The sequence below is a fragment of the Undibacter mobilis genome (assembly GCF_003367195.1).
GTDB lineage: Bacteria > Pseudomonadota > Alphaproteobacteria > Rhizobiales > Xanthobacteraceae > Pseudolabrys > Pseudolabrys mobilis.
Genome location: NZ_QRGO01000001.1, coordinates 1238359 through 1264843 on the forward strand (window position 1 = coordinate 1238359; position 26485 = coordinate 1264843).

The following is a 26485-nucleotide window of genomic DNA, read 5'->3' on the forward strand; positions in this document are numbered from 1 at the left end:
TATTGCGAGGCCCGGAACGTATGGACGGGCTCCCGGAGCGTCAAGGCGCTATCGCGCGGACGTGACCGCCGTCAGGGCATGGGTCAGCGCGTCCTCCGAAAGCTCCATCAAATCAGCGACTTCGGTCCAGATCAGGGCGCAGCGGACGGCTTTTCCTGGGTACAATTTCGTCAGCACGGCGCGGTACAGCGCCAGTTGCCGGACATATTGGGGCGGCACCTCGGCCAGGGCGCGCGGCGCGGGGCGATTCGTCTTGTAGTCGGCGATCAGCACCCAGTCGGCGGTGACGATGAGGCGATCGACCTGGCCGTTGACCCGCCGGGTCTCGCCGTCGATGTCGACCAGGCCGACAATCGGGACTTCGGCGCGGCTGCCGGGCCCGAACAGGGCGCCGAAGCGGGCATCGTCGAGCACCCGCAGGACATCGGCGATCAGCGCGGCACGATCCGCCTCGGCAAGCTTGTCCCCCTCGCGGGCGACGTAATCCTGCGCCGCCTTGAGCCGCCGATCCGCCGGAATGCCCGGCAGCGACTGCAACAGCCGATGCGTGAGCGAGCCGCGCAGCATGGCCATGTTCTGCGCCTTGTTCTGTCCGTTCGTCGGCAGCGGTCGTGGCGCGCTTTCGTCGAAGCCCGACGGCGTGATGATGCGGGTTATTGTGTCGCGCGGCGCCTCGCGCTGGAGCCAGTCCGGCAAGACGATGGCAGGTGATGGTGGCTGGCCGGGCGTGGTGAGCTTTTCCTCTTGCGACGCCGACGACGCCAAGAGGTCGGCCTTGCGATAGCGCCGCACGGTGCCTTCGCCATCGCCGATCTTGTCGTCGGCCGTCTCGCGCACAGCAATCTCGCCCAAGGCGTTTTCGACGAGCTGATACCAGCAGCCGTCGGGAATCTTGCGGTCGCCCTTGATGCCGCAGACCACGAGGCGTTCGGCGGCGCGCGTCATCGCCACATAAAGGAGGCGGCGATATTCGTCGGTCGCTTCGCGCAATTTCGCTTCGCGCGCTGCCGCCATGGCGGCGCTGTCATTGGCCTTGCGACCCGACCACACCATCGGCGATGCCGCATCCGGCACCGCCTTGTCCGGTGTCAGGGTCAGCAGCTTTGGCGGGATGGCGCCTTCCGGCTTCGTCGTCGTATCGGCGAGGATGACGAAGCGGGCTTCGAGGCCCTTGGCGCCATGCACGGTCATGACGCGCACTTCGTCGCGCTCCATTTCCATATCGCGCTTCACTTCCGCTTCGGCGGCGCGCAGCCAGGCGACGAAGCCCTGCAAGGTCGGCGTCTCGCGCGATTCGTAATCGAGCGCAAGATTGAGGAATTCGTCGAGCGCGTCGGAAGCCTCGTGCCCGAGTCGCGACAGGAATTGTTTGCGGCCATCATGGGCGCCGAGCAGCCAGGCGTAGAAGGCAAAAGGCGAGAGTTCGCGCGCCTTGCCGCGCAGGACATCGAAACGCGCCGCGAGCTCGGGCCGCTGCGCGTGCAACGAAGCATAAAGACTCTTGCCCTTGCGATCCCAGGCAAGCTGTTCCAGCACGGCGTCGGTCAAACCGAACAACGGACTCTTGAGAATGGTGGCGAGCGCGAGATCGTCGTCCGGCAACAGCAGCGCATCTGCCAGCACCATCAGGTCCATCACCGCGATGTGCTGGGCGAGGACGAGGCGGTCGGCGCCGGCGACCGGGATGTTCGCCTGCTTCAGCGCGCGAATGACCGCCTCGAACAACGGCCCGCGCTGGCGCACCAGGATGAGCACGTCCTTCGGCGCCACGCCGTGCCGGCGCCACGCCGCAATGGTGTTGGCAATGCGCTCGGCAAGCTTGGCCGGCGCGCTGCGCGCGGTTTGCAGATCGAACGGTGCCTGCCAGGCCGGCTTCTTCTCAATGAGGTCGGCTTCGGTGAGATTCCACAATTCGACCAGGCCGGGCGCCTTGTCGGGCAAGGCTTCGTGGATGGGCGCGACATTGTCATCGCTCAGGCCGGCAAAGGCCGCGGCGCTGGCGAACACCGTATCAACCGCGCCCAGCACATTGGCGCCGGAGCGGAACGAGCGCTTGAACTCGATACCGGTAAAAGCCAGTTCGGCGCGCTCGTGCATTTGTGCGAATTGCCGGCGGTTGGCGGCGAACTCGCGCGGCGCGGCGCCTTGAAACGAGAAAATCGACTGCTTCTCGTCGCCGACGGCAAAGATGGTGCGCATGCGATCATGCGCGCCTTTGCCGGCGAAGAATTCGGACACGAGCGCCTTCACGATGGCCCATTGCTTGGGGCTGGTGTCCTGCGCCTCGTCGATCAGGACGTGATGAATGCCGCTGTCGAGCTTGTAATGCACCCAGGCGGCGCTTTCTTCGGTCAGCAGTTCCAGCGTCTTGTCGATCAGGTCGTCGTAGTCCAGCAGGCCGCGCCGGCTTTTTTCTTTCTGGAAACTGCCGATGACGGCATAGGCGATGGCAAACAGCGCCATGCTGCGGTCGCGCGCCTCGACGGCGCGCTTCCTCGTCAGCAGGGCCCAGACCCGGTCGCGCTCGCGCGTCAGGCGCTCGCAAATGTCGGGATGTGTTTTCTGCACGCCGCTGGTGGCGATGCGTTCGCGGGTCTTCTCCCGCGTGCCGGTGCAGAAGATGTCGAGATAGGTCTCGATGCGGGCAACGGCGTCGAGCGTGGCCAGCGAACGGAAGCGGCCACCCTGGTCCTTGTCGGTCTTGGTGCCGGTCTCCAGCACGGCGGCAACGGAGGGCCATTCGGACTGGATGAACAGGCTTTCCGCGAACAGCGCTGCGTCCACGGCCTCGGCGGTGTCGTCCGGCTTGAGGCCCAAAGCCTGCGACAACTGCGCTGTCGCGCCGTCTATGCCGCCTGCGGCTTCGATCCAGCGCGTGAGGCCGTCGCGCGCCCGGATGGCGTTGCGCACCATGTCCTGAAAGGTCTGGTCGGCGGCGGCGAGCACGGCCTTCCTGAGCGCGCGGCCGAGCGGCGTGTCCGGCTTCTGCGCCGCCTCCAGCAGCACATCCATCGTCAGCTTGTGCAGCAGCTGATGCTCGGTCGCCTCGTCCAGCACTTCGAAGCGCGCCGGCACGTTGGCTTCGAACGGAAACAGGTGCAGCAACTGGGTGCAGAAGGCGTGGATGGTTTGCACCTTCAGGCCGCCCGGCGTATCGAGCGCCAGCGCGAACAGCTGCCGCGCGCGCAGGCGCAAGGCCGGCGTGATTGTCCTGACGCCGGTCCTGGAGATCGCAGCGTCCAGCGCCGTGTCGTCGAGCACGGTCCAGCCGCGCAGCACGTCGAACACGCGATTCGCCATGTTGGCCGCGGCGGCCTTGGTGAAGGTGATGCAGAGAATGCGCGCCGGATCCGTGCCGTTCAGCAGCAGACGAATGACGCGTTGCGCCAGCACATGGGTCTTGCCGGAGCCGGCATTGGCCGACACCCAGGCCGATTGCGCGGGATCGGACGCAGACGTCTGCAGCGCGATGACGTCGGACGGAATGGCAAGCGGCTTGCTCATTCGCCGGCCTCCTCATCGAGACCGCCGGTGAGCGACCATTCCTTGATACGCGCGAGGTGATCGTAGGTGCCGTAGTGGTTCTTCCACATCGGATGGCGCAGCGACAGATAGGGGTTGTTCGGGTCGGCGAACTGCGCCAGCACCTTGGTCAGCTCGGCCAGCGCCTCATCGGCCTTCACGTCCGGCGCGCTGTCCTTGAATTTCACGGATCGTTCTTCGCCGGCTTCGACGCCGCCGCTCAATCGCACATACAGCAGTTCACTCACCGAGCCGCCGGCCGGGATATCCTTGAAGCCGCCGTCTCTCAGGATCGCGGCTTCGAGCGTGAGTTGCGGCGACAGGCCGGCGCTTACCTGATTGTCGGACGGCGGCGCGCCAGTCTTGTAGTCGATGATAGCGTAGCGGCCATCGGCGAGGCATTCGATGCGGTCGGCGCGCACGGTCAGCGTGAAGGTCTCGTTGCCGAACGGGATCGGGATGCTGCCGCCAACTTCAATCGAGAGCGCTTGCGCACCTGAGCGACGTTTGGCGTCGAACATCACGAACCATGCCGCGATGCGCTCGAAGCGCGGCCACCAGAAAGCCTTCGCTTCCGGAAAATTCTCCAGCGGCTTGAAGTGCCGTTGACCAATGTCGAGCAAGGAAGCCAGCGCATTGTCCGGCAGCTTGTCTTTATAGGTTTGGTCCAGTTCGGCGAGTGAGTCGTGAATGAAGGTGCCGCGCGCGGCGGCATCGATCGGCGCGTCGATATCGTCGAGCGGCTGCAGCTTCAGAACATGCCGCGCATAGATGGTATAGGGGTCGCGCAGCAGATCCTCGACTTCGGTGACGCTGAGGCGGCGCGGCCGCGCTTCGAAGGGCGGCTTCGGCGCCGGGCGCTGCGCCGGCGTGACGGTTTCCGCCTCATCGAGCCGGCGCGCCAGCGCGACATAATGCGCGCCGGTCTGCTGCGCGGCTTTCCAGCGGACGTCGCCCAGCACGGCGGCGAGGCGCTGCACGAAGCGCGAGGCGACGGTCGGCTCGCCGCCGAGTTTGGCGGGCCGCGACAGGATGACCTCGCGCGCGCCAAGCGCCTGCGCGAAATCGTGCGCCGACAGACCGATGCGCCGCTCGGGCAGATCGAGACCGAGCTGCCGCCGCATCGGCCGCGACAGCCACGCATCGGCCTGCGCTTCCGGCGGCCAGACGGCTTCGACCAGGCCGCCGAGCACCAGCCGGTCGACATGCTGCAAGCGGGCTTCGAGCAAGCCGAAGATGCGGACGCGCGCGTCGGCCGGGGCGCGATGGATGGTGCGGTCGGCGATGGCGAGATGAAACAGCTCGGCGTAGTCGGAGGCAGTGACATCGAGCGCTTCGGCCGTGGTCAGCTCGTCGAATGTGGTTTGCAGTTCGCGGGTCATGCCGCCGAGCGCGGTCAGCGCTTCGGCATGTTTGGCGGCGAAAACCCCGATCGGCTGCGCATCGGTCAACTGTTCAAGCGGCGCCATATGATGCTGGAGCGCCACCATCAATGCGCTGGCGGCATCGAGATCGGCATCGCTCAGCGCAAGACGTGGATCGGAGCGATGCAGGCCGCACGCCTTGCCGGCGCGGCCAAGTTCGATCTGGGCGCGGATATCGTCGAGCGCGCCGATGAGCCCCTTGCTGCCTTCCGTCGGACGGGTGCCGCGCAGGACGGCGCGCTCCAGCACGCTAACCGCATGGGGATCGAACGGACTTTCTGATTTATTTGCCGGATGCTTGAGCAGCGACAGCAGCGGGATCGGCGCGAATTTGTGGCGCGCGACATCCGCCACCAGGCGCGCGAACACGCCTTCGGGCAGATCGGCGAGCGACTGGCCGCGCGAGTCATCGACCGCCACATTCCAGCGCGCCAGCAGGGCCGCGACACGGCGGCCCAGCGCGACGTCCGGCGTCACCAAGGCGGCGGTCTTGCCCGGGGTCTCGACCGCCTCGCGCAACGTCACGGCAATGGCGAGCGCTTCTTCCTCGGCATTGGCGGCTTCGATGACGGCGATATCCTTGATCGCGGCATCGGCGCGCGTGCCGAAAGCCGTATCGTTCGGCAGCGCCTGCCAGAGCTGGCTGGCCAGCGCCGGACGCAAGGCTTCCGACGTGACGCGCTCGCGGCCATGCGGTGCCGGTTTTGCCAGCGTAACGATATCGGCGCGCATGATGCCGATGCGCTTGATCAGCGAGGCCAGCGCAAATTGCGGGTGACCATGGGAGGCATCGGTCTCGCTGAGGATCGCGTCCCAGCTCGTGTCATCGAGATCGGTGTCGAGGCCCGGCAGCACCACCGCGCCATGCGGCAGTTTCGCGATCGTGTCGAGCAAGGTCGCGGTCGCCGGAATCGAGCCGGTAGAGCCGGCGGCGATGATCGGATCGCTGGCTTTGGCGAGCCGTTCGGTCTCGGCCTTGATGAGGAGATCGCGGCGCTCTGCCGGTTCGATGCGGTTGCCACCGGCCAGGATCGCCGGCCATTGTTCGCGGATGAATTTGAGGAAGCCGAGCGTGAGGTCCCAGTAGCGGTCATGCTCGTCCGGCACCAGATCGTCGAGGGCACCCCACGGCACCTGTCGCGTCGTCATGTCGTCCATCAGCCGCGCCAGATCCTGCGCCAGACGAAACGCCGTGACCGGATTGCTGGCGACCAGCGGCACATGCCCGCGCTGCTTCGGCGCGATGGTGGTCGCCCATTTCAGGATCAGCGCCGACAGCGGCATCAGCCGCGACAGACCGCTCATGGCTTCGGGAATGGTGAGCGCCTGTTCGGGGAGTTCCGCCTTGGCGGCTTCGGCGAAAGCGATGTCGTCTTCGTCGATACCGCCGAGCGGCACGATGCGCGGCAGGATCGCGGCGTCGGTGCCGAGTTGCTTGAGAAAAACATCGCGGGCGACGCGGCAGGCGCGCTGGGTCGGCAGATAGAGCGTGGCGCGTGCGATTTCCAGGGGCTCGCGCGAGGCCGGATAACCCTTCACCAGCCGCCCGTCGAGCAGCGCGTCGACCAGCACCTCGAGGAACGGCGCCGACGCGGAGATGGTGAAGAGGTTGGGCTTCATGCGATGCAGTTTACACGAAAGCAACGGCCGGACCGTACGTCATTCCGGGGCGCGACGAAGTCGCGAACCCGGAATCCAGAGACAGATTCGGAAAACGTGCTTGGATTCCGGGTCCGCGCGTTGCACGCGCGTCCCGGAATGACAGGCCGAAATCCCTACCCCGTACTCTCCGCGATCGCCTGCTCGGCCAGCGCGATGGCGTCGGGCGTGCCGACATGCATCCACAGGCCTTCGAGGCGCAGGCCATAGAGCCGGCCGGCGTCGATAGCCTTGTCAAACAGGCGGGTCAGCGAGAAAGCGCCCTGCGGCGCGCCGTCGAACAGCCGCGGCGACAGAATAGCGGCGCCGGCAAAGACGAAGGGCGCGACCGCGCGTTCTTCCGGCCAGGCGAGTTGGCCGTCCGGCGCCATCGTGAAATCGCCGCGGCCGTCATAGCCGATGCTGCCGGCGGTGGGGGCAAGCAACAGCAGCGCGTCCATCGCCGCGGCGTCGAAGTGTTCGGCGAGCCGCGTCAGGTTCGGCTGTACGCCGTCGATCCAGATGGTGTCGGAATTGATGTGGAAGAATGGCTCGTCGCCGAGCAGAGGCAGCGCCTTGACCACGCCGCCGCCGGTGTCGAGCAAAGCATCGCGCTCGTCGGAGATGACAACCTTCGGCGCGGCGCGGGAGGCGACATGGCTCACAATCTGGTCGCCGAGATAATGGACATTGACGATCGCCCGCGTGACGCCGGCGGCCGCGAGCCGGTCGAGCACGTGATCGAGCAGCGCCTTGCCGGCGACCTTGACCAGCGGCTTCGGCATGGTCGCGGTCAGCGGCCGCATGCGCTGGCCGAAGCCGGCGGCGAGCACCATGGCGCTGTGCGGCGTGTCGATGCTCATGAGTCTTTCATGTCCGGTGCGGGAATGTGGGCGCCGTACCAATCGGCGAGCGGCGCCAGCGCCGGATGCGCCAGCGCGCGCTGCAGATAGGTCCATACGCGCGGCAGATGACGCAAATATTGCGGCTTGCCGTCGCGTTTGTCGAGGCGGGCGAAGATGCCGAGGATCTTGGAGGCGCGCTGCGCCGCCATCAGCGCATAGAGATGAACGAAGCGGTCGCGCACAAAGTCGTCCTCGGCCTCGCGGCCGCGCAGGTAGCGCACCAGCAACTGCACTTCGAGTTCTTCCGGTACATCGACGCGCGCGTCCTGCAGCAGCGAGGCGACGTCGTAAGCCGCCGGGCCCATCACCGCGTCCTGGAAATCGAGCAGGCCGATGCGCTGGATGCCGTCGCGCTGCGGCAGCCAGATCAGGTTGGGCGAATGATAATCGCGCAGCACCCAGGTCGGCGGTTCGATGAGCGCGGGCTCAAGTGCCTCGGTCCACAGCGTGCGATAGGCGGCGCGCAAATCCGGGCCGGGCTCGATGCCTCGGTGCGGCAGATACCAGTCGATCAGCAGCGACACTTCGATCAGCATGGCGGGAAGATCGAAGCGCGGCACGCGATGGCTGACGCCGGGTTCGACCGGCAGGTCATTCGGTCGCGGTTTGCGGTGCAGTTCGGCGAGCAGGTCGGTGGCGATGCCGTAGCGTTCGGCAATCGGCGCCGGCGGCTCGCCTTCGACCACGGTTTCCAGACCGAGGTCTTCGAGAACGATGAGGCCGGCGGCGCGGTCGGCGGCGATAATCGTCGGCGCCGACAGGCCATCGTCGCTGAGCGCGCGTGCTATGGCGATGAACGGCGTTACGTCTTCCGCAAGATGAGCAATGGCGCTGTAGGGTTTGCCGTTCTCGACCGGCGGACCGTCCGGGCGGCGTGGCGAATTCATCAGGATGAAGGTCTCGTCGCCGCGCGTCAGCCGCTCATACATGCGGCTCGAGGCATCGCCCTGCATGCGCGTGCGTGCCGCGTCGGCGAAGCCATGGGCGTCGAGAAAGCGGCGGATCGTGTCGATACGCTCGACGCGCGCGGCCAGCCTGCCGAGGCCGGTCACCTTGCAATGACGGAACGTATCGCCCTGGCTCGCATCGAGCATCAGCGCGACATTGATGCGATCCTCCGGCAAATGGCCGCGCGCGCGCTCCGGCCATTCGATCAGCATCACCGTGTTGTCGGCTTCATCGTCGAAGCCGAGTTCGGTCAATTCGTCCGGCCCGGACAGCCGGTAGAGATCGGCATGCACCAGCGCAAAGCGCGGCAGGTCGTAGCTCTGCATCAGCGTGAAGGTCGGGCTCGGCACCTCGGCATTTTCGTCGCCGGCCAGATGCCGGATGAAGGCGCGCGCGAAAGCCGATTTGCCGGCACCGAGATCGCCAAGCAGCGTGAGGACGTCGCCGGGCTCGACGAGATTGGCGATGTCGGCGGCGAGGCGCCGCGTTGCCTGCTCGTCATGAAGCGCTACGGAAAAGCTGTACGCGGCGGGCGAAGGGGCCATCGAATCATCCAAAAGTCGTGGTCTTTATAAGCGTAGCGCGGCGCCGGCCGCTAGGCAGCAGTGTCCGCCACCCTCACGCCTCGATTTGACCGCGCTTCGTCTTGATGCCGCCACGCATAAGGAATCGTTGCGGTATTCCTGCGAAGGGGCGTGCGTGACAGGAACGCGTGCCTAAATAACACGTTATCGATGCACGAGGGGTTTCGAACGAACAATTGGAGAATTCGCATGCGTAAATTCATCACTGGTCTTTCTGTCGCCGCGCTCATGGCTGCTGCCGCTGTCGCGTTGCCGACGGGGGCCAACGCGGAGGCTAGCCCCGGCACCGCAAATTACCCGCTGGCCGTTCCCGCCGTCGGCGTCGCGACCGGCGCGGTTGTCGGCTTCGGCCTTTATAACGGCTGGTTCGGTGCCGCCCCGGCGATCGCCGGCAGCGCGCTCCCCACCACCGCGGCCGGTGCGGCCACGATGGGCGGCGTCGCCGGCATCGGTGCTGTGGCGCTGATCGACGGTGTGTTGCAGCCGTGCCGCGGCTTCCACGCGCTGTTCGGCGCGAACAAGGATGCCTGCGTCAATGGTGAGTATGTCGGCTATCAGCCGCGTCCCGCCCGTTACGTTCGCTAATTACCCTCCCGGGTAAGCGTCGCGTTCGCGTAGCGTGAATGCGTAGGAAGACCCCTGTGGCTTGCCACAGGGGTTTTTCTTTTTACGCCGCGCTGCGTTTTGCTGCCGCGACCCTGGCGGCCGGCCGCTCTATGGGGCGGCTCTGCTGCTCGGCAGGGAAGACACAGGTGACTGTGGTGCCCTCACCAACAGTGGATTCGATCGTGACCGTGCCGCCGTGCAGCTCGACGAAGGAGCGCACCAGCGACAGCCCCAAACCGGTGCCGCGATGCTCGGAGCCGTTGGAGTCGGTTTCGAACAAGTCGAACACCTTGTCCTGACGCTCCGGCTCAATGCCCGGCCCGTGATCGCTCACGGCAAAGGTTACGGTGTCGCCGCTCCGGCTTGCGGTCAGCGTCACGGTGGTGTTCGGCGGCGAGAAGCCGACCGCGTTCGACAGCAGATTGAACAGGATCTGCTTGAGCCTCTTGGCGTCGGCGGTGAAGCTGCCGATGCCGGTGGCGGCCTTGATGTCGAGGACGATATTGTCCTGGATCAGGCGATCCTGAATGCCTTCGGCGGCTTCGAACATGCTGGCGCGGATATCGACCTGCGCCAGATTGAGCGTCATGGCGCCGGCGTCGATGGTGGCGAGATCCAGAATATTGTTGATGATCGCCAGCAGCGCGTTGGTCGAGGTGGTAATGTAACCGAGATATTCGCGTTGCTTCACCGTCAGCGGCCCGAATGCCGCGTCGCCGAGCAGGTTGGCGAAGCCGATGATGTTGGTCAGCGGTGAGCGCAGCTCGTAGGAGACGTGGTGGACGAACTCGATCTTGATCGAGTCCGCGGCTACCAGCGCTTCGTTGCGCTCGCGTAGCGCGCGTTCGACATTCACCGTGTCGGTGACGTCCTGGAAGGTAACGAGCGTGGCGCCGTCCGGCAGCGGCATGGTCGCCATGTCGATCATCATGCCGTCGCGGCGCTCGATGGTGGCGGCGACCGCCTCGCGATTGTCGATGCCCGTGACGGCGTTGCGCAAGGCGCGCCATACGGCGCCGTCGTCATGCAGCGCCTGCGTCCATGCGGTGACGGATTCGACATGCGGATGGGTATCGAGCGCCTCCGGCGTCAGCTTCCACATGCTCTGGAACGCCGGATTGTGCAGGCGCACGCGGCCGTCGGAACCGAACACGGCGACGGCTTCGCCGAGGTGGTCGAGAGTCTCGCTCTGCACCTTGATGAGCGCCTCATAGCGCCGGCGCATGTCCAGGCGTTCGGTGACGTCGTCATAGAGATAAGTGACGCCGCCTTCCGGATTGGGCGTCGTGACAACGCGCAAGGTGCGGTTGTCGGGCAGATGCCACATATGCTCCTTCGGCTCGACGGCGCGATAGGCCTCGTAGAGCTGCTGCTTCCACTGCTTGAAGTCCTGTTCTTCGGGCAGCTTGCGGGCACTGCGCAAGGTATCGAGCACCGCGGTGTCGGTCGGCGCCTGCTCCAGCATCGCCGGATCGAGGTCGAACAGGACACGAAATGCGGCATTATAAAAGGCAAGCTTGCGGTCGGCGTTGAAGATAGCGACGCCGGTGGCGAGCTGGTCGAGCACACGGCGATGGGCGTCCGTCATGCGCGTAAGCTCGGTGCGCATGGTTTCGGCTTCGGTGCGGTCAATCGCGATGCCGGCCGAACCGGAGGCTGTGGGCGCATCGATGACGTCGAAGATGCGCCGCTCGCCGGCGACGACGGCTGGCATACGCTTTGAGAAGGCCGCACCGTCGGCGCGCATGCGCGCGATTTCACCGCGCGCGGTGCGCTCCAGTAATTCCAGTTCGCGCTCGACGGCCTCGGCGGCGCTACGCGCCTCGACGGCGCGAGCGTAGGCACTGTTGGCAAAGGTCAGTCGGCCGGTGGCGTCGCGTGCCCAGACCGGCGCGGGCAGCGCTTCGAGCATCGCGTGCAAGGTCTGCAAATCCCCGGAGAGGCGATCGTGGCGGGTGGAGACCTGCACCAATTCGCTTTCGATGCCGCTGACATCGCGCAGCCGGAGAATGGCACGGCCGCCCAAGGCGCGCCCTTCGGCCTCGAGCGGACGGCCCGCATGCGTCGTCAGCGTCATGGTGAAACCGCGACCATCGCCGCGCAAGCGCGTGACGGCATCGTCAAGACGCTGTGCCGCCGCAGGCTCCAGCCAGGTTCCGAATGCCAGTACGCGCGGCGTGCTCGATCCGACGATAGAGACGTCGCCGATGATTTCCGGTTCGTCGGATGCCGCCGGCCAGGTGACGAGCACTTGCGGCTCCGACAGCAGCATTTGCCTGAGCCGGTCGATCTCGGCCTGCATCGTCATCGCTTCGTCGCGCGACACGGTGTTGCGGCGATGGCCGTAACGGCTGCGCGCGAGTGCGATAGTGGCGAGCACCGAGAAGCCGACGAGGCCGCCGATGATGGTCAATGTCGCGAAGTCATGGCGGGCGAACGAACCGCCGGCCTGTTCGATGACCGGTTGGGCGACGGCGACCTTACCGAATGCAGCCCAGGCGGCGACAATGAGCGCCGCGCGCGACACGGATGCCAGGAATCCGCTTCGCTTCGGACGAGAGCGTAACGCCCCGTTCGTCGTCCGGTGTGCTGCCGGCATTCCGATTTGCCCCAAGAAACCTATCGAGCGACGTATCGAACGACGCATCTAACCGCGCATGCCGGAGAATGCGGATGCGATCGACGCTATCGCTCGCGAATCATTGGACTTTACCCCTCAGGCGAGTCACGCCGAAAGAGTCCATAAGGGGAACGTGTCGGGGAGGGCGACGATTTAGCAGCGCGGCGCGGTCAGGCCTTGTGACGCGCCCGCCGGGTCATGTCGTCGACATTGATGCGGGCGAGCGCCAGCGAGAAGCTGCGCTCGGCTTCGGCCAGCGCCGGTTGGACGATATCGTTCACCAGACCCGAGGGCGGCACCGGCATATCGTCGCCTTCGTCGGTGCTGGAGGCGGCGCGGAGAATGTCCTCGGCGGTGATGTGCTTGTGTTCGCGGGCCAGTTCGTAACCGCCATGAGGCCCGCGAATTCCGCGGAGGATACCGTCCCGCACCAGTGCCTGCAGGACCGGCTCAAGATGGCGGGGCGGCAGTTTGTGGCGTGCGGCGAGCGCCTTGGCCGAAACCGGCCTGTCCTGGGCGTTCATAGCCACGTCGATAACGGCGGCAATGGCAAGAACGCCTTTGCGGGACACGAGCGGCATTATAGGCACCAACTGAAACTAATACCCGCGGTAATAGATTACAGTCAGTAATTCGTCCAGCACAAAGCTACAATTTTTATCTTCAACTCCCGGTCGAGCCGAATCCGCCGGAACCGCGAGCCGTATGATCAAGTGACATCACGGCAGCGAAGGTTGCGCGCGTCACGGTTGCAACCACGCACTGGGCGATGCGCATGCCACGGATGATCGTCACCGAATCAGTCCCGAGATTGATGAGCAGCACCTGCACCTCGCCGCGGTAATCGGCGTCGATGGTGCCGGGCGAGTTGAGTACGGTGAGTCCCTGTTTCATCGCCAGGCCCGAGCGCGGCCGCACCTGGGCTTCGAAGCCTTCGGGCAGCGCGAAGGCGAGTCCGGTCGGCACCAGGGCGCGCGCGCCCGGCGCAATGGTGATCGGTTGGTCTTCCGGCACGGCGGCGGTGAGATCGAAGCCGGCGGCGAGCGCGCTCTGATAGGCGGGCAGCGGCAGTCCTTCGCCGTGTGGCAACTGCATGATGCGGAGTTCGACGTTCAAGGTCTGTCCTTTCCGATGGCAGCCGCGATCTTCGCGATCAGCATCGCGGCGGCGTCTTCCTTGCTTTGCGACGGCCAGTCGTCAATGCCGTCGGCGCTGACCAGATGAATGGTGTTGCTGTCGCCGCCCATGATGCCGGTCGCGGGCGACACGTCGTTGGCGAGGATCCAGTCGCAGCCTTTCTTGGCGAGCTTGGCCTTGGCATTGGCGATGACGTTTTCAGTCTCGGCGGCAAAGCCGATCACCAGTGGCGGGCGACCTTGCGTGCGATGCGCGATGGTCGAGAGGATGTCGGGATTTTCGGTGAGCGCCAGTTGCGGCACTGCCGCGCCGGCCTGCTTCTTGATTTTCTGCTCGCCGGCATTGGCGACGCGCCAGTCGGCGACCGCGGCGGCGAAGATGGCGACATCGGCAGGAAGGGCCTTTTCGACGGCAGCCAGCATATCGCGGGCGCTTTCGACGTCGATGACATCGACATGGTCCGGCTTGCGCAGGGTGACCGGGCCGCTGATGAGCGTCACGGCGGCGCCGGCTTCGGCCGCGGCTGCGGCGATGGCGTAGCCCTGTTTGCCGGAGGAGCGGTTGGCGATGTAGCGCACCGGATCGATCGGCTCATGCGTCGGACCGGCGGTGATGAGGACGTGTTTGCCCTTGAGCGGCTGCGCCGCCGCATCCGTTTTGAGCAGCCGGTCGACCGCACCGGCAATCTCCAGCGGCTCGGCCATGCGGCCGAACCCGCGCTCGCCGCGCTCGGCCATCTCGCCGGCATTGGGGCCGATCAGCGCGACGCCGTCGGCTTTCAGTTGCGCCAGATTGCGCTGCGTCGCCTTGTGCGACCACATGGCCGGGTTCATCGCCGGCGCCAGCAGGATCTTCGCGCGCGTTGCCAGCAGCACGGCGGTGGCGAGGTCGGAGGCGAGGCCCTGCGCCATCTTCGCCATCAGGTCGGCGGTCGCCGGCGCGACGACGATAAGATCGGCCTCGCGCGCCAGGCGAATATGACCGACGTCGAATTCATGCTCGGCATTGAACAGATCGGTGTGGACACGCGAACCGACCAGCGCGCCGGCCGCGAGCGGCGTGACGAACTGGGTCGCCGCTTCGGTGAGAATGCAGCGCACCGCATAGCCGCGCTCCTTGAGCCGGCGGATGAGGTCGAGCGATTTGTAGGCGGCGATGCCGCCGCCGATGATCAGCAGCACGCGCAACGGGGTGGTTGCAGTCGCGGCGGCGCTGGCCGGAGGCGCTGCCGGTTGCGCCGGCGTCTCGGTCTCGCCCGCCGCCTCGCGCAAAATGCTGCGCACCTCGTCCTCGACCGAACGGCCGTTGCGGGCGGCGCGCAGGCGGAGCTGCTGCTTGAGGGCCTCGTCGAGTTGCCGGACGGTGAGCGATGCCATCGAATAACTCCAACAAATCAAAGGAATAAAGAAAAGTGATAGCATTGATGCCAATGCAATCACTTCGCCATCATAATCCGGCGCGTTGACAACCGCCATCCATCCTGTATTTAACAGCTAGGTTATTTAACTGATCGGCTAAATTCGATGCCCGAGACCGACCGCCTCAATGCCACTTTCGCTGCGCTGGCCGATCCGACGCGCCGCGCCATTCTCGCGCGTCTCGCCCTCGGCGAAACGTCGGTGCAGAAACTGGCCGAGCCGTTCGATATCAGCCTTCCCGCCATCTCGCGGCATCTCAAGGTGCTCGAGCATGCCGGCCTCATCAGCCGTGGCCGCGATGCGCAAATGCGCCCGTGCAAGATCGACACGGCCGGCTTCATCGGCGTCGATCACTGGCTCGAGGAATACCGCAAGCTCTGGAGCCAGAGCATGGACAAGCTCGAGAGTTATCTCGAGGTCATGAAGGCGCAGCAGGCGACGAGCCCGGCGCCGACCAGGAAATCCCGTTCGGTAAAGCGTCAAGGAGAAGGCCATGGCCGCAAAGACTGATCTCGATCTCAGCGATCCCGTATCCATCAAGGGCACGCGCGAGTTCGACGCGCCGGTCGCGCTGGTGTTCGCCGCTTTCACCGATGCGAAACATCTGTCGCAATGGTGGGGCCCGAACGGCTTCACCACCACGACCTCGCATTTCGATTTCCGGCCCGGCGGCACCTGGCGCTTCGTTATGCACGGGCCGGACGGCCGCGATTATGAGAACCGCGTCACCTTCGACGAGATCGAGGTGAACAAGCGCATTGCCTATCGCCATGGCGGCGGTGACGATGTCGAGCCGGTCACCTTCGCGCAGACGGTGACGTTCGAAGACATTGGAGGCGGCCGCACGCGTATCGTCTGGCACGGCGTGTTCCCGAACGCGCAGATGCGCGACTTCGTCATCAAGGAATACGGCGCCGACAAGGGGTTGCAGGAAACCACGGCGCGGTTGGCGGGCTATGTCGCCGCCATGGCGCGGAGCTAACGTCGTGACGCTGAAGCTCTATTATCACCCGCTATAGTCCTACTGCCACAAGGCGCTGATCGCGTTGTACGAAAACGAGGTGCCGTTCGAGCCCATTGTGGTCGATCTTGGCAACGAGGCATCGGCTGCGCCGATGCGCGCCTTGTGGCCGGTCGGAAAATTTCCGGTGCTCAGGGACGAACAGCGAGGACACGTCATCGCCGAATCGAGCGTGATCATTGACTATCTCGACATCCACTATGCGCGGAGGCGGATGATCCCCGCGGATGCCGATGCAGCATGGCAAGCCCGGATGTGGGATCGCTTTTTCGATCTCTACGTCATGGAGAAACAGGGCAAGATCGTCGAAGACAATCTGCGGCCCGTCGAGGCCCGTGATCCCTACGGAGTCGCAAAGGCAAAAGAAGCGATCGCAAAATCCTACGCGATCTTCGAGGCGAAGCTCGGCAACACTAGCTGGGCTTTGGGCGACGACTACTCGATCGTCGATTGCGCCGCATCGCCGGCGCTGTTCTATGCCAACTGCGCCGTGCCGATCGGCAAAACGACACCGAAGCTGGAGGCCTATTACCAGCGGCTGGTACGGCGCCCGTCATATTTTCGCGCCCTCAAGGAAGCCGAACCGTTCTTCCACTGGGTGCCGATGGATGTGAAGCCGCGTCTGCCGGTGGGTTAAAGCAGCGACATCAGCGCTTTGCGCAAGCTGTCGGCGCTGCCATGCGCGATCTTGAATTCAAGCGCGGTGTGGGTCTCGCGCCAGATCGGATAGGCCTGCGCCAGCAGCGCGCGGCCGGCCGGCGTGATGCCGAGCCGGCGGCTGCGCTTGTCCTGCTTGTCGACCGCGATCGTCACCAGTCCGCGCCGCTCCAGCGGCTTGAGGTTTGCGGTCAGGGTTGTGCGGTCCATCGCCAGAAGTTCGGCGACGCTGCCGATGGTCGGCGGCTCGGGGCGGTTGAGCGACATCAGCAGCGAGAACTGGCCGCTGGTCAGGTCGAGCGGGCGCAGCACGTCGTCGAAGCGCCGGGCCAGGGCGCGCGCGGTGCGCTGCACATGCAGGCACAAACAGGCGTCGCGGACCTCGATCGTCTTGTCGAACGGCAAAGCCGGCCGTGCGTCGACCTCGCGCGCCAGCGCAATGTCCGGCTTTTTGCCTTGTCGTATTGACATACCGGACATTATGTTGATATCAACGTATTTGTCAAGGCAAGTTCCGTCGTTGGAGCCGCCAATACACAGCGACAAACAGGTCGTCGCACCGGGAAGGAGATGACATGCAAGTTCTGCCCTATCTGAGTTTTGAAGGCCGCTGCGAGGAGGCGCTGGAGTTCTACAAGAAGGCCATCGGCGCCCGGGTCGAGATGCTGATGCACTTCAAGGATGCGCCGGCCGACGCGGGTGAGCCGCCCGAAGGCTGCGCCGGCCCGATGCCGCCGGCCGACAAGGTCATGCATTCAAGCTTCAGGGTCGGCGCCAGCGTTGTCATGGCGACCGATGGCATGGCGAGCGGCAAGGCGGATTTCAAAGGCATCTCGCTGTCGCTCAATGCCGACAATGAGGCGCATGCCGACAAGTTGTTCGCGGCGCTCAGCGAAGGCGGTCAAGTGCAGATGCCGATGGCGAAGACCTTTTTCGCCAAGAAGTTCGGCATGGTCGCCGACAAGTTCGGCGTCTGCTGGATGATCATTGCCGAATAACGACAGCAAACGGGGTGGGGCACAACAGGAGCAAACTCTGATGCTTGACATCAATAAGACGCTGCCGTCGGCCCGCACCCTGGCCGAGAACTGCGAGGTCCGCATCGAGGGCGAGAGCGCCGATTATCGCGCGGCGCGTACGGCGTTGCTCGTCGAGGAAATCGAGCTGCGCCGTCATATCGAGCGCGTCGCCGCAATGCGCCGCGCGCTGCCGCCCGGCGCCGAGGTGAAGAACTATCGCTTTGTCGGCGAAGGCGGCCCGACCGATCTCGACGGCATGTTCGGCGACAAGCAGACGCTCGTTGTCTACACCTACATGTACGGCCCGCAGCGCGCGCGGCCGTGCCCGATGTGTACCTCGCTGCTGTCGTCATGGGACGGCGAGGCGCTGGATATCATGCAGAACGTGGCGCTTGCCGTCACGGCACGCTCGCCGATCGACCGGCTGGTGCTCTTCAAGAAAGAGCGCGGCTGGCGCGATCTTCCTCTGTACAGCGACCCGTCCGGCGAATTCAGCCGCGACTTCCACGCTGTCGATGAAAATGGCGGCGATAACGCCGGCCTCCATGTCTTCACACGCCGCGACGGCACGCTGCGCCATTTCTGGAGCGGCGAGATGGACGGCACCACGGCCGATCCGGGCCAGGACCCGCGCGGCGCGCCGGACCTGATGCCGCTCTGGACGGTGCTCGATTGCACACCGGAAGGCCGCAGGCCGGACTGGTATCCGAAGCTCGACTACGGGCGCTGAGCGCGCGTCCCGGAAGAAACGAACAAGGAGAAAATAGATGGCTCTCGCCAAACAAAAGCTCTCGACCTGTCTCTGGTTCGACAAGCAGGCCGAAGAGGCGGCGACGTTCTACTGCTCGGTGTTCAAGAACTCGAAGATCGGCCGTACCGCCTATTATCCGGACACGGGTCAGGACATTCACGGCAAGCCGGCGAACTCGGTATTGACCGTCGAGTTCGAACTCGAAGGCATGCCGTTCATGGCGCTCAATGCCGGGCCGACATTCAAGTTCAACGAAGCGATCTCGCTCCAGATTCCCTGCAAGACGCAGGAGGAGATTGACTATTATTGGGACGCACTCACCGCCGATGGCGGTCAGGAAAGCCAGTGCGGCTGGCTCAAGGACAAGTTCGGCCTGTCCTGGCAGGTGTTCCCCGATTTCATGGGCGACATTCTGGCCGGGCCGGATCGTGCTGCGGCAAAGCGCACTATGGACGCCCTCATGAAAATGAAGAAGTTCGATATCGCAGCGGTTCAAAAAGCGTTCAAAGGTCAATAAGGGAGAAACACAGTGACTTATGTAGACGGATTTATCGTTCCGGTGCCGAAGAAGAAGGTGGCGGCCTACAAGAAGATCGCCGCGCTCGCAGGCAAGATCTGGATGGAGCACGGCGCGCTGTCCTACGTCGAGGCCGTTGCCGACGACGTCAAGCCCGGCAAATGGACGTCGTTTCCGCAGAGCGTAAAGCTCAAGAAAGACGAAGTCGTCATTTTCTCGTACATCACCTACAAGTCGCGCAAATCGCGCGACGCCGTCATGAAGAAGGTGATGTCCGACAAGCGATTGAAGATGGACATGTCGGCGATGCCGTTCGACGGCAAGCGCATGATCTTCGGCGGCTTCAAGTCGATTGTGGAGAAGTAGCGCCGACGAAATGCGGAGCGCTGCTTTACGCCGTTCGTCCCCGCGCGAGCGGGGACTCAGAATCTGGCGTTGAAGCTGGAACTGGATTCCCGCTGGCGCGGGAATGAACGGAGTTGGCCGCTATCGCACCAGCATCCACAAAATTATCCCGAGCAGCGCAACGATGGCCCACAGCGCCGCAGCGCTCGCGCGGTTGCGGCGGGCTTCAGCCTTGCCGATGGCTTCGACCGTTTCCGGCGCCAGTACCAGGCCGTTGCGCGTGATGTCGTCGACCTGATCGAGCAGCGTCCCCGCGCGTAGCAGCAGCGATGGCACCTGCGCGGCGAAGCTGCCGAGCTTGCCGGCGCCGGCCACCGCGTCTTCCAGCTTGCCGATGGGACCGAGATTGCGCGTGATCCATTCGCGCACCACCGGGTCGGCGGTCTTCCACATATCGAGCTTCGGATCGAATGTCCGCGCCACGCCCTCGACCACCACCATGGTCTTCTGCAGCAGGATCAGTTCCGGCCGCGTGCGCATGTCGAAAATGCCGGTGACCTCGAACAGCAGCGTCAGCAGCTTCGCCATCGAAATGTCTTCGGCGGTGCGGTTATGGATCGGTTCGCCAATGGCGCGGATCGCCTGCGCGAAAGCTTCGACCGAATGATGCCGCGGCACATAGCCGGCATCGAAATGCACCTGCGCGACGCGCATGTAATCGCGGGTGATGAAGCCGAACAGGATCTCGGCGAGGAAGCGGCGTTCCTTTGGTCCGAGGCGGCCCATGATGCCGAAATCGACCGCAACCAGCCGGCCGTCGTCATCGACGAACAGATTGCCCGGATGCATGTCGGCATGGAAGAAGCCATCACGCAGCGCATGGCGCAGGAAACTCTGAATGACAATGCGGCCGAGCGCCGGCAGGTCGAAGCCCTTGGCCTCCAGCGTGGCGCGGTCGTTGAGCTTGGTGCCGCCGATCCATTCCATGGTCAGCACTTCGCGTGCCGTCCGGTTCCAGTCGATCGACGGCACGCGGAAGTCGGGATCGTCCTTGGTGTTCTCCGCCATCTCCGACAGCGCAGCCGCCTCGAGACGGAAATCCATTTCCAGCCGCACCGAGCGGTCGAGCGTGTTGACCACTTCGACGAAACGCAGGCGCTGCGCTTCGGGAGACAACGCTTCGGCGTTGCGCGCGGCGAAGTAGAAGGCGTCGAGATCGACGCGGAAACGCCGCTCGACGCCGGGGCGCAGGATTTTCACCGCGACCGCTTTGCGCTCGCCGTTGTCGTCGATCTCGGCGCGATGCACTTGCGCGATCGAGGCCGCCGCCACCGACGGACCGAAGCTGGCGTAAGCACTGGAGACGGGCCGCTCCAGCGCCGCGGCGACCACGGCCTCCGCTTCGGCCTGCGGAAACGCCGGCATCTTGTCCTGCAGCGATTCCAGATCGCGCGCGATCACGGTGCCGACGACATCCGGGCGCGTTGCCAGGAACTGGCCGAGTTTGACGTAAGTGGGGCCGAGGCGGCGCAGCGCGGCGGCAAGCCGGCTCTGGCCATTGCGCGAGGATCGCCGTTCGATCAGCCGCGCCAGCGCGATGCCGGTGCGCGCCGGCATCGGCAGCTGCCTTGTATCGACCAGGCCGAACACGCCTTCGCGCGCGAACACATAGCCCGCGCGTGTGAGGCGGAAGAGGTGGGGAATGCCCGAGATCACAACTTCCAGCCCGAATGCATCGCCACGACGCCGCCGGTCATCGGCGTGAACGACACGCGGCGGAAGCCGGCATCGGTGATCATCTGCGCGAAGACCTTGGGCTTGGGGAATTTGCGAATCGATTCGACGAGATACTGATAGGCCTCGCGGTCGCCGGTGACGCGCTCGCCGACGCGCGGAATGACCTTGAACGAGTACAGCTCATAGAGCTTGTCGAGGCCCGGCACGTCGACCGATGAGAATTCCAGGCACAGGAAGCGGCCGCCGAATTTCAGGACGCGATGCGCTTCGCGCAACGCCTTGTCGATGCGCGGCACATTGCGGATGCCGAAGGCGATGGTGACGCAGTCGAAGCTCTTGTCCGCATAGGGCAGCTCCTCGGCATTGCCCTGCTCGAACGTGACCTGGCCGTCGAGGCCGCGCTTTTCGGCGCGCTCGCGACCCACCGCCAGCATTTCGGCGTTGATGTCGCAAACCGTGACGCGGGTGCTGGAGCCGCCGGCCTCGGCCACGCGGAAGGCAACGTCGCCGGTGCCGCCGGCCAGATCGAGGAGGGCAAAATCGCGGTCGCCTTTCGGCGGATTGACCGCCGTGACCAGTGCGTCCTTCCACGGCCGGTGCAGGCCGCCGGACATCAGATCGTTCATCAGGTCGTAGCGTTTGGCTACCGAATGGAACACGTCGTCGACCAGCCCCTGTTTTTCGTTCAGGGGCACGTCGCGGTAACCGAAATGGGTCTCTTCAGCCTTGGTCATCAGCCAATAATCCTTTGCGGGCAGGACCATAGCGCGCCGGCGCGCGGCACGCTATCTATCACGCCCGGAGCGGTAAACCATGCCCGAATTGCCTGAAGTCGAGACGGTACGCCGCGGGCTCGCCCCCGCCATGGAAGGCGCGCGCATCGACAAGGTCGAGGTGCGGCACCGCGGCCTGCGCTGGCCGATCGCCAAGGATTTCGAGAAGCGCATCGAGGGCCAGACCGTCGAGGGCCTCGGCCGGCGCGCCAAATATCTTACCGCCGATCTGTCCTCAGGCGACGTGCTGGTCATGCATCTGGGGATGTCGGGCTCGTTCCGCGTTGGCCACGAGTCCCGGCCGGGCGTCTATTATCACGAGAAGTCCAAGAGCGCCGCGCACGACCATGTTGTGTTTCACCTGTCGAATGGCGAGATCGTGACCTTCAACGATCCGCGCCGCTTCGGCTCCATGAAGCTGGTGGCGCGGGCCAAGTTCGATCAGGAGCCGTTGCTGAAAGACATCGGCCCCGAGCCGCTCGGCAATGAATTCGATGCGGCCATGCTGGCCGCGGCCTGTCAGGCCAAGAAGACGTCGCTGAAAGCCGCGCTGCTCGATCAGCGCGTCGTCGCCGGGCTCGGCAATATCTATGTCTGCGAGGCGCTGTATCGTGCGCATTTGTCGCCGAAGCGAATGGCCTCAACGATTGCCGACCGTAACGGCAAGCCGAACGACCGCGCGGTGGCGCTGGTCGTCGCCATAAAGGCGGTATTGAATGACGCCATCAAGGCCGGCGGTTCGTCCCTGCGCGATCACCGCCGGGCCGACGGCTCGCTCGGCGATTTCCAGCACAATTTTCTGGTCTATGACCGCGAAGGGCAGAAGTGCCCGGATGGCAAGGGCACGGTCAAGCGCATCGTGCAGAACGGCCGCTCGACGTTCTATTGCCCGACGTGCCAGAAGTAACTTGAATAGAGCAATAAACCGCCGGGAGAGTGCAATGGCTTACGAGAATATCATCGTCGAGATCAAAGGCCGCGTCGGCGTCGTCACGCTGAACCGCCCCAACGCGCTCAATGCGCTCAACCGCGCGCTGATCGGCGAACTCAGCCAGGCCGTTGTCGAATTGCAGAATAACGACGCCGTCGGCTGTCTGCTCATCACCGGCAGCGACAAGGCTTTTGCCGCCGGCGCCGACATCAAGGAGATGGCCGACAAGTCGTTCATCGACGCCTATCTCGGCAACTTCGCCGCCGACTGGCACGCGCCGACCAAGACGCGCAAGCCGGTGGTCGCCGCGGTGGCCGGCTTCGCGCTCGGCGGCGGCTGCGAGCTGGCGATGATGTGCGATCTCATCATCGCTGCCGACACGGCCAAATTCGGCCAGCCCGAGATCAAGCTCGGCGTCATTCCCGGCATTGGCGGCACGCAGCGCCTCACGCGCGCGGTCGGCAAGGCCAAGGCGATGGATCTCGTCCTCACCGGCCGCATGATGGATGCGGCGGAGGCCGAACGTTCGAACCTCGTCGCCCGCGTCGTGCCGGCGGCGCAGTTGATGGACGAGGCGATGAAAGTTGCCGACACCATCGCCAACATGTCGCTGCCGTCGGTGCTGGCGGCCAAGGAAGCGGTCGATGCTGCGTTCGAATCGTCGCTGGCCGAAGGCGTGCGCTTCGAGCGCCGTATCTTCCACGCGCTGTTCGCCACCGAAGATCAGAAGGAAGGCATGAAAGCCTTCGTCGAGAAGCGCAAGCCGCAGTGGAAGAACAAGTAGATCCGCCTCATCCTGAGGAGCATCGCGTAAGCGATGCGTCTCGAAGGATGGGCGGCCCATGGTTCGAGACGCGCTGCTGCGCAGCGCTCCTCACCATGAGGGCCGGTCTAAGGTTTTGCGGGGACGAGCTGGTTAGTGTCCGTTCATTTGCGGACACAAATAATCCGCACCACGGCATCGCGCGGGTTGGAGGCGGAAGCCGAAGGCTGCGCCACCTTGTGGGCATCGAGGAAGCTGCGGATCTGGTCGGCACGGACGAGGCGCACCGGCGGCACCGCCGGCTGAATGCTGGCGAGCACGGCGTTGCGCATTTCGGTGAGGCCGATGAAGCGCCCACCCGCATCGATCGCCGCGGCGCCTGAAAAGCCGGCCATCGGCACGGAGTCGCGCAGCTCAAGCGCGTTGCCGCCGGCCAGCTTCGCCTTGATTTCGGTGAGCCTGGTGTGGCCGCCATTCTCCTTCGGATCGGGAATGCCGGCGATGGTCACATCGCCTTTGGCCGCAGCCCCCTGACGCGGCAGCGCCAGCGGCGTGACGTCGCGCGCGCCATAGATGCGCAGCAGCGCCAGCCCTTTGTCCTTGTCTTCGGCAATACGCTCGGCATCGCCGAAGCCGCCGGCGACCAGCACCCGACAGCCTTGCGTCAGCCTTGCATCGGTAACGATGTGGCCCTGCGCACTGACGACAAGGCCGTTGCCGTAATCGACCGACTTGGCCAGCGTGGCGAAAGGTGCGCTGCGCGCCGGGAACGGCGAGAACGCCGCCGCCATCGCCACCATCACCGGAGCGACGATGCCTTCCATGGCCTGGTCGTAAAGCATGGTGAAGCCGCGCACCTCGCCATTGCGGATTTGCGCGCGCACCGAAAATTTCTTGAGGCCCTGCAGCCCGCTGATGAAGAAACTGTCGTCACGCAGGATGCTGTATTCGACCTTGCGCGTCGCGGGCTCCTGCTTCTCGCGTTCGAACAGCACCGATAGCTTGAGCGCGGGATCGGCGACGCGGAAAGTCTCGACCTGAACGTCGCCATAGCGCGACGACCAGTGCGTGCCGCGCGCCGCCTCCTTCGCCAGCGGTACCATCTTGGTCGGCAGTCCGATGCGAATGCCGGTTGCCGGATCGACCACGACATTCCAGCCGAACTCGTCCTGATAGGTCTTCGCCGCGCCGATGAGCTCGCTGCGTTCGCGATCGCTCAGCGTGCCGGTGACCTTGTAGTTCTTGCGCTTCTGGAAATTCTTGATGGCGACGGCGAGCGGATCGTCGCCGTTTTCGGCGGTGCCGGTGAAGTCGCCGGCCCAGAGCAGCGCCGCCTGAATCAGCAGGCGCTCATCGGCGGCGTTGCCATACAGCGTGTCGCCTTCCTTGACCTCATTCTTGAGGGCGTCCTTCAGCGTCGTGCCGTCTTTATCCGGCTCTTTGGGTGTCGCCTGGACGGATGCTTGCTTGACTGGCTCTTTCGCCGGCTCCGTGGCCTGCTCTTTCACTACATCCTTGGGTGAGGCCGGCGGGGACGCTGCGAGCGCCTTGAGCGCATCGGGCTTCGCCGGCGGCAGCACGACGGCCGGAGCGGGTTTGGTTTCAGTCGTCTTGGTTTCGGTTGGCTTGGTTTCGGCGGGTTTGGCCGGCTTGTCGGCAGCGACTTTCGGCTTGGCGGGCGCCGTCTCCGGACGGTGCGCAGGCGCTGCGTCTTCGATCGGGTAGGGCGCGGCGTCGGGCCCACCGGACTGCGCCAGCGCCACGCCGGCACTCAGGGCCAGCGCCGTTGCCGCAAAAAGAGGTCCGAAACGCATCGCCATTTACCCAACGCTAACCATTCGGGTCACCTTAGCCGAACAGCGAAGGGGTGCAACCTGAGCCGGTAAATTGCATTAACCGGCTCGTTTTGGCGCGTTTGAGTGTTAAATTGACGGCAAATGGCAAACCTTCCCCCGCTCAGTCGCGACGAACTCGAACGCTATGCCCGCCACATCGTGATGCGCGAGGTGGGCGGGCCCGGTCAGGCCCGGCTAAAAGCCGCCCGCGTGCTGGTGGTCGGCGCCGGCGGGCTCGGCGCGCCGCTGCTGCTGTATCTCGCCGCCGCCGGCGTCGGCACAATCGGCATTGTCGACGACGACGAGGTGGCGCTGTCCAATTTGCAGCGACAGGTCATTTTCACGACCGCCGATGTCGGTACGTCCAAGGCCGAGCGCGCGCGTGACGCCGTCGCCCGCCTCAATCCGCATGTGGCGATCGAAGTGCATAACGAACGTCTCAACGCCGGCAATGCGCTGCCGCTGATCGCCAGCTACGACATCGTCGCAGACGGTTCGGACAATTTCGAAACGCGCTATCTCGTCTCCGACACCTGTTTCGCCGCGAAGAAGCCGCTCGTCACCGCCGCGCTCGGTGTATTCGACGGTTCGCTCACCACCATCCGCGCGCACGAGCGGCGTGGCGACGGTATCCCCAATCCGACCTATCGCTGTCTGTTTCCGGAGCCGCCGCCGGCCGGCACAATTCCAACATGCTCGGAAGCCGGCATTCTCGGCGCGCTGCCCGGCATTCTCGGTTCGATGATGGCGCTCGAAGTCATCCGCGAAATCGTCGGCTTCGGCGAAGGCCTCGTCGGCCGGTTGCTGATGATCGACGCGCGCTCGATGCGTTTCGAAACGCTCGATTACGCCTGGGACAAGGACAATCCGCTCAGCGGTCATGATACGGCGGCAGCAAACTCGACCAGCGAATGGTGAATGGCATTAACCCGGCTGGCGGGTGCCGGCTGAGTCAATTTTATAGATAACATCCATTAACGCGTCCGTTGCCATCCGCTTAACGGCGGCCCAGCATTTTTCGGTCAAACTGAACTCAAATCCGGTCGAGCTTTTAGGTATCGGGAACCGGTGAGATAGAGTTCGGTGTCATGTCTCAACTGCAGTTCAGTCAGAGCCAGCCGCGCGATCGTGGTGTTGTCGATTGCGCCAAGTGCCATTCGCCGATTTACGTCGACAAGCCCGGCAGCGTCGCGATCGAATTTTCCGTGCCCTGTCCGAAATGCGGCCATCGCGGCATGTATTTCAAGCGCATGATGCGTGGGGAAAACGAACAGCCCGAGCGTCGCCGCACGCCGCGGGAGTGAAGATGCGGCCCGCGCGTCGCCCGCATGGAG

24 protein-coding genes and 1 pseudogene are annotated in these 26485 nt (G+C 64.8%); 13 read left to right on the forward strand and 12 right to left on the reverse strand.

Going from position 1 to position 26485, the window contains the following annotated elements; all coding sequences use genetic code 11:
- Positions 1-48 precede the first annotated feature (48 nt).
- The 4 genes from addA to tsaE form a co-directional block, all read right to left on the reverse strand.
- Positions 49-3504: a double-strand break repair helicase AddA gene (gene addA, locus DXH78_RS05845; RefSeq protein WP_115516173.1), complete on the reverse strand. Its 3456-nt coding sequence runs from the start codon at positions 3502-3504 to the stop codon at positions 49-51.
- Positions 3501-6566 carry a double-strand break repair protein AddB gene (gene addB, locus DXH78_RS05850; RefSeq protein ID WP_115516174.1) on the reverse strand — a complete coding sequence of 1022 codons (3066 nt, stop codon included), beginning with the start codon at positions 6564-6566 and terminating at the stop codon, positions 3501-3503. The genes addA and addB overlap by 4 nt, the downstream gene beginning before the upstream one ends.
- A gap of 155 nt (positions 6567-6721) precedes the next feature.
- Positions 6722-7447 (reverse strand): nucleotidyltransferase family protein, encoded by a 726-nt coding sequence (locus DXH78_RS05855; RefSeq protein WP_115516175.1) that lies wholly within the window; start codon positions 7445-7447, stop codon positions 6722-6724.
- Positions 7444-8982 (reverse strand): tRNA (adenosine(37)-N6)-threonylcarbamoyltransferase complex ATPase subunit type 1 TsaE, encoded by a 1539-nt coding sequence (gene tsaE / locus DXH78_RS05860; RefSeq protein WP_115516176.1) that lies wholly within the window; start codon positions 8980-8982, stop codon positions 7444-7446. The genes DXH78_RS05855 and tsaE overlap by 4 nt, the downstream gene beginning before the upstream one ends.
- Positions 8983-9210: 228 nt before the next feature.
- Here tsaE and DXH78_RS05865 point away from each other — a divergent pair, with 228 nt between their 5' ends.
- Positions 9211-9606: a hypothetical protein gene (locus DXH78_RS05865; protein ID WP_115516177.1), complete on the forward strand. Its 396-nt coding sequence runs from the start codon at positions 9211-9213 to the stop codon at positions 9604-9606.
- Positions 9607-9688: 82 nt separating this feature from the next.
- Here the strand turns inward: DXH78_RS05865 and DXH78_RS05870 are convergent, their stop codons facing one another.
- The 4 genes from DXH78_RS05870 to coaBC all read right to left on the reverse strand — a co-directional run bounded on the left by DXH78_RS05870 (position 9689) and on the right by coaBC (position 14760).
- Positions 9689-12226: a sensor histidine kinase gene (locus DXH78_RS05870; RefSeq protein WP_210209512.1), complete on the reverse strand. Its 2538-nt coding sequence runs from the start codon at positions 12224-12226 to the stop codon at positions 9689-9691.
- A gap of 191 nt (positions 12227-12417) precedes the next feature.
- Positions 12418-12828: an RrF2 family transcriptional regulator gene (locus DXH78_RS05875; RefSeq protein ID WP_115516179.1), complete on the reverse strand. Its 411-nt coding sequence runs from the start codon at positions 12826-12828 to the stop codon at positions 12418-12420.
- 82 nt (positions 12829-12910) lie between these two features.
- A complete protein-coding gene (gene dut / locus DXH78_RS05880) occupies positions 12911-13363 on the reverse strand; it encodes a dUTP diphosphatase (RefSeq protein WP_283805607.1) in 453 nt (150 codons plus the stop codon).
- A complete protein-coding gene (gene coaBC, locus DXH78_RS05885; RefSeq protein WP_115516180.1) occupies positions 13360-14760 on the reverse strand; it encodes a bifunctional phosphopantothenoylcysteine decarboxylase/phosphopantothenate--cysteine ligase CoaBC in 1401 nt (466 codons plus the stop codon). The genes dut and coaBC overlap by 4 nt, the downstream gene beginning before the upstream one ends.
- 147 nt (positions 14761-14907) lie before the next feature.
- Between coaBC and DXH78_RS05890 the strand changes: the two genes are divergently transcribed.
- The 4 genes and pseudogenes from DXH78_RS05890 to DXH78_RS20210 all read left to right on the forward strand — a co-directional run bounded on the left by DXH78_RS05890 (position 14908) and on the right by DXH78_RS20210 (position 16460).
- Complete coding sequence (locus DXH78_RS05890) at positions 14908-15312, forward strand: ArsR/SmtB family transcription factor (protein WP_115516181.1); 405 nt, start codon at positions 14908-14910, stop codon at positions 15310-15312.
- Positions 15296-15784: an SRPBCC family protein gene (locus tag DXH78_RS05895; protein WP_115516182.1), complete on the forward strand. Its 489-nt coding sequence runs from the start codon at positions 15296-15298 to the stop codon at positions 15782-15784. The genes DXH78_RS05890 and DXH78_RS05895 overlap by 17 nt, the downstream gene beginning before the upstream one ends.
- Positions 15785-15833: 49 nt before the next feature.
- Positions 15834-16019: pseudogene (locus tag DXH78_RS20205) on the forward strand (glutathione S-transferase family protein); the annotation flags it as partial.
- Entirely contained in the window at positions 15996-16460 is a 465-nt protein-coding gene (locus DXH78_RS20210) for a glutathione S-transferase family protein (protein ID WP_347337770.1), read from the forward strand. The pseudogene DXH78_RS20205 and the gene DXH78_RS20210, both read left to right, overlap by 24 nt.
- Here DXH78_RS20210 and DXH78_RS05905 read toward each other — a convergent pair.
- A complete protein-coding gene (locus tag DXH78_RS05905) occupies positions 16457-16951 on the reverse strand; it encodes a MarR family winged helix-turn-helix transcriptional regulator (protein WP_115517743.1) in 495 nt (164 codons plus the stop codon). The two genes, DXH78_RS20210 and DXH78_RS05905, sit on opposite strands and share 4 nt — an antisense overlap.
- 104 nt (positions 16952-17055) lie before the next feature.
- Between DXH78_RS05905 and DXH78_RS05910 the strand changes: the two genes are divergently transcribed.
- The 4 genes from DXH78_RS05910 to DXH78_RS05925 are packed head-to-tail and all read left to right on the forward strand — an operon-like array spanning position 17056 to position 19133.
- Positions 17056-17478 (forward strand): VOC family protein, encoded by a 423-nt coding sequence (locus DXH78_RS05910; RefSeq protein ID WP_115516183.1) that lies wholly within the window; start codon positions 17056-17058, stop codon positions 17476-17478.
- Between the two features lie 40 nt (positions 17479-17518).
- The gene (locus DXH78_RS05915; protein WP_115516184.1) at positions 17519-18229 is read left to right on the forward strand and encodes a DUF899 family protein; all 711 of its coding nucleotides are present in this window, start codon (positions 17519-17521) and stop codon (positions 18227-18229) included.
- Between the two features lie 37 nt (positions 18230-18266).
- Positions 18267-18767, forward strand: coding sequence for a VOC family protein (locus DXH78_RS05920; RefSeq protein ID WP_115516185.1), 501 nt, complete (start codon positions 18267-18269; stop codon positions 18765-18767).
- A 12-nt stretch (positions 18768-18779) separates the two neighbouring features.
- Positions 18780-19133, forward strand: a complete 354-nt coding sequence (locus DXH78_RS05925; protein WP_115516186.1) for a DUF1428 domain-containing protein — start codon at positions 18780-18782, stop codon at positions 19131-19133.
- Positions 19134-19253: 120 nt separating this feature from the next.
- On the opposite strand, the gene ubiB is transcribed toward DXH78_RS05925, so the two are convergent.
- Positions 19254-20828: a 2-polyprenylphenol 6-hydroxylase gene (gene ubiB, locus DXH78_RS05930; RefSeq protein WP_115516187.1), complete on the reverse strand. Its 1575-nt coding sequence runs from the start codon at positions 20826-20828 to the stop codon at positions 19254-19256.
- Positions 20825-21583 carry a bifunctional demethylmenaquinone methyltransferase/2-methoxy-6-polyprenyl-1,4-benzoquinol methylase UbiE gene (gene ubiE, locus DXH78_RS05935; RefSeq protein WP_115517744.1) on the reverse strand — a complete coding sequence of 253 codons (759 nt, stop codon included), beginning with the start codon at positions 21581-21583 and terminating at the stop codon, positions 20825-20827. The genes ubiB and ubiE overlap by 4 nt, the downstream gene beginning before the upstream one ends.
- A gap of 79 nt (positions 21584-21662) precedes the next feature.
- On the opposite strand from ubiE, the gene mutM reads away from it, so the two are divergent.
- The gene (mutM, locus tag DXH78_RS05940) at positions 21663-22529 is read left to right on the forward strand and encodes a bifunctional DNA-formamidopyrimidine glycosylase/DNA-(apurinic or apyrimidinic site) lyase (protein WP_115516188.1); all 867 of its coding nucleotides are present in this window, start codon (positions 21663-21665) and stop codon (positions 22527-22529) included.
- Between the two features lie 34 nt (positions 22530-22563).
- Complete coding sequence (locus DXH78_RS05945) at positions 22564-23337, forward strand: enoyl-CoA hydratase (protein WP_115516189.1); 774 nt, start codon at positions 22564-22566, stop codon at positions 23335-23337.
- A 143-nt stretch (positions 23338-23480) separates the two neighbouring features.
- Here DXH78_RS05945 and DXH78_RS05950 read toward each other — a convergent pair whose 3' ends face one another.
- Positions 23481-25130, reverse strand: a complete 1650-nt coding sequence (locus DXH78_RS05950) for a S1 family peptidase (RefSeq protein ID WP_168192714.1) — start codon at positions 25128-25130, stop codon at positions 23481-23483.
- 123 nt (positions 25131-25253) lie between these two features.
- On the opposite strand from DXH78_RS05950, the gene DXH78_RS05955 reads away from it, so the two are divergent.
- Together DXH78_RS05955 and DXH78_RS05960 are read left to right on the forward strand one after the other, a co-directional pair.
- Positions 25254-26069 (forward strand): HesA/MoeB/ThiF family protein, encoded by an 816-nt coding sequence (locus DXH78_RS05955; protein WP_115516191.1) that lies wholly within the window; start codon positions 25254-25256, stop codon positions 26067-26069.
- Positions 26070-26239: 170 nt separating this feature from the next.
- On the forward strand, positions 26240-26455 hold the full coding sequence (locus DXH78_RS05960; RefSeq protein ID WP_115516192.1) for a zinc ribbon-containing protein: 216 nt from the start codon (positions 26240-26242) through the stop codon (positions 26453-26455).
- Positions 26456-26485: the final 30 nt, after the last annotated feature.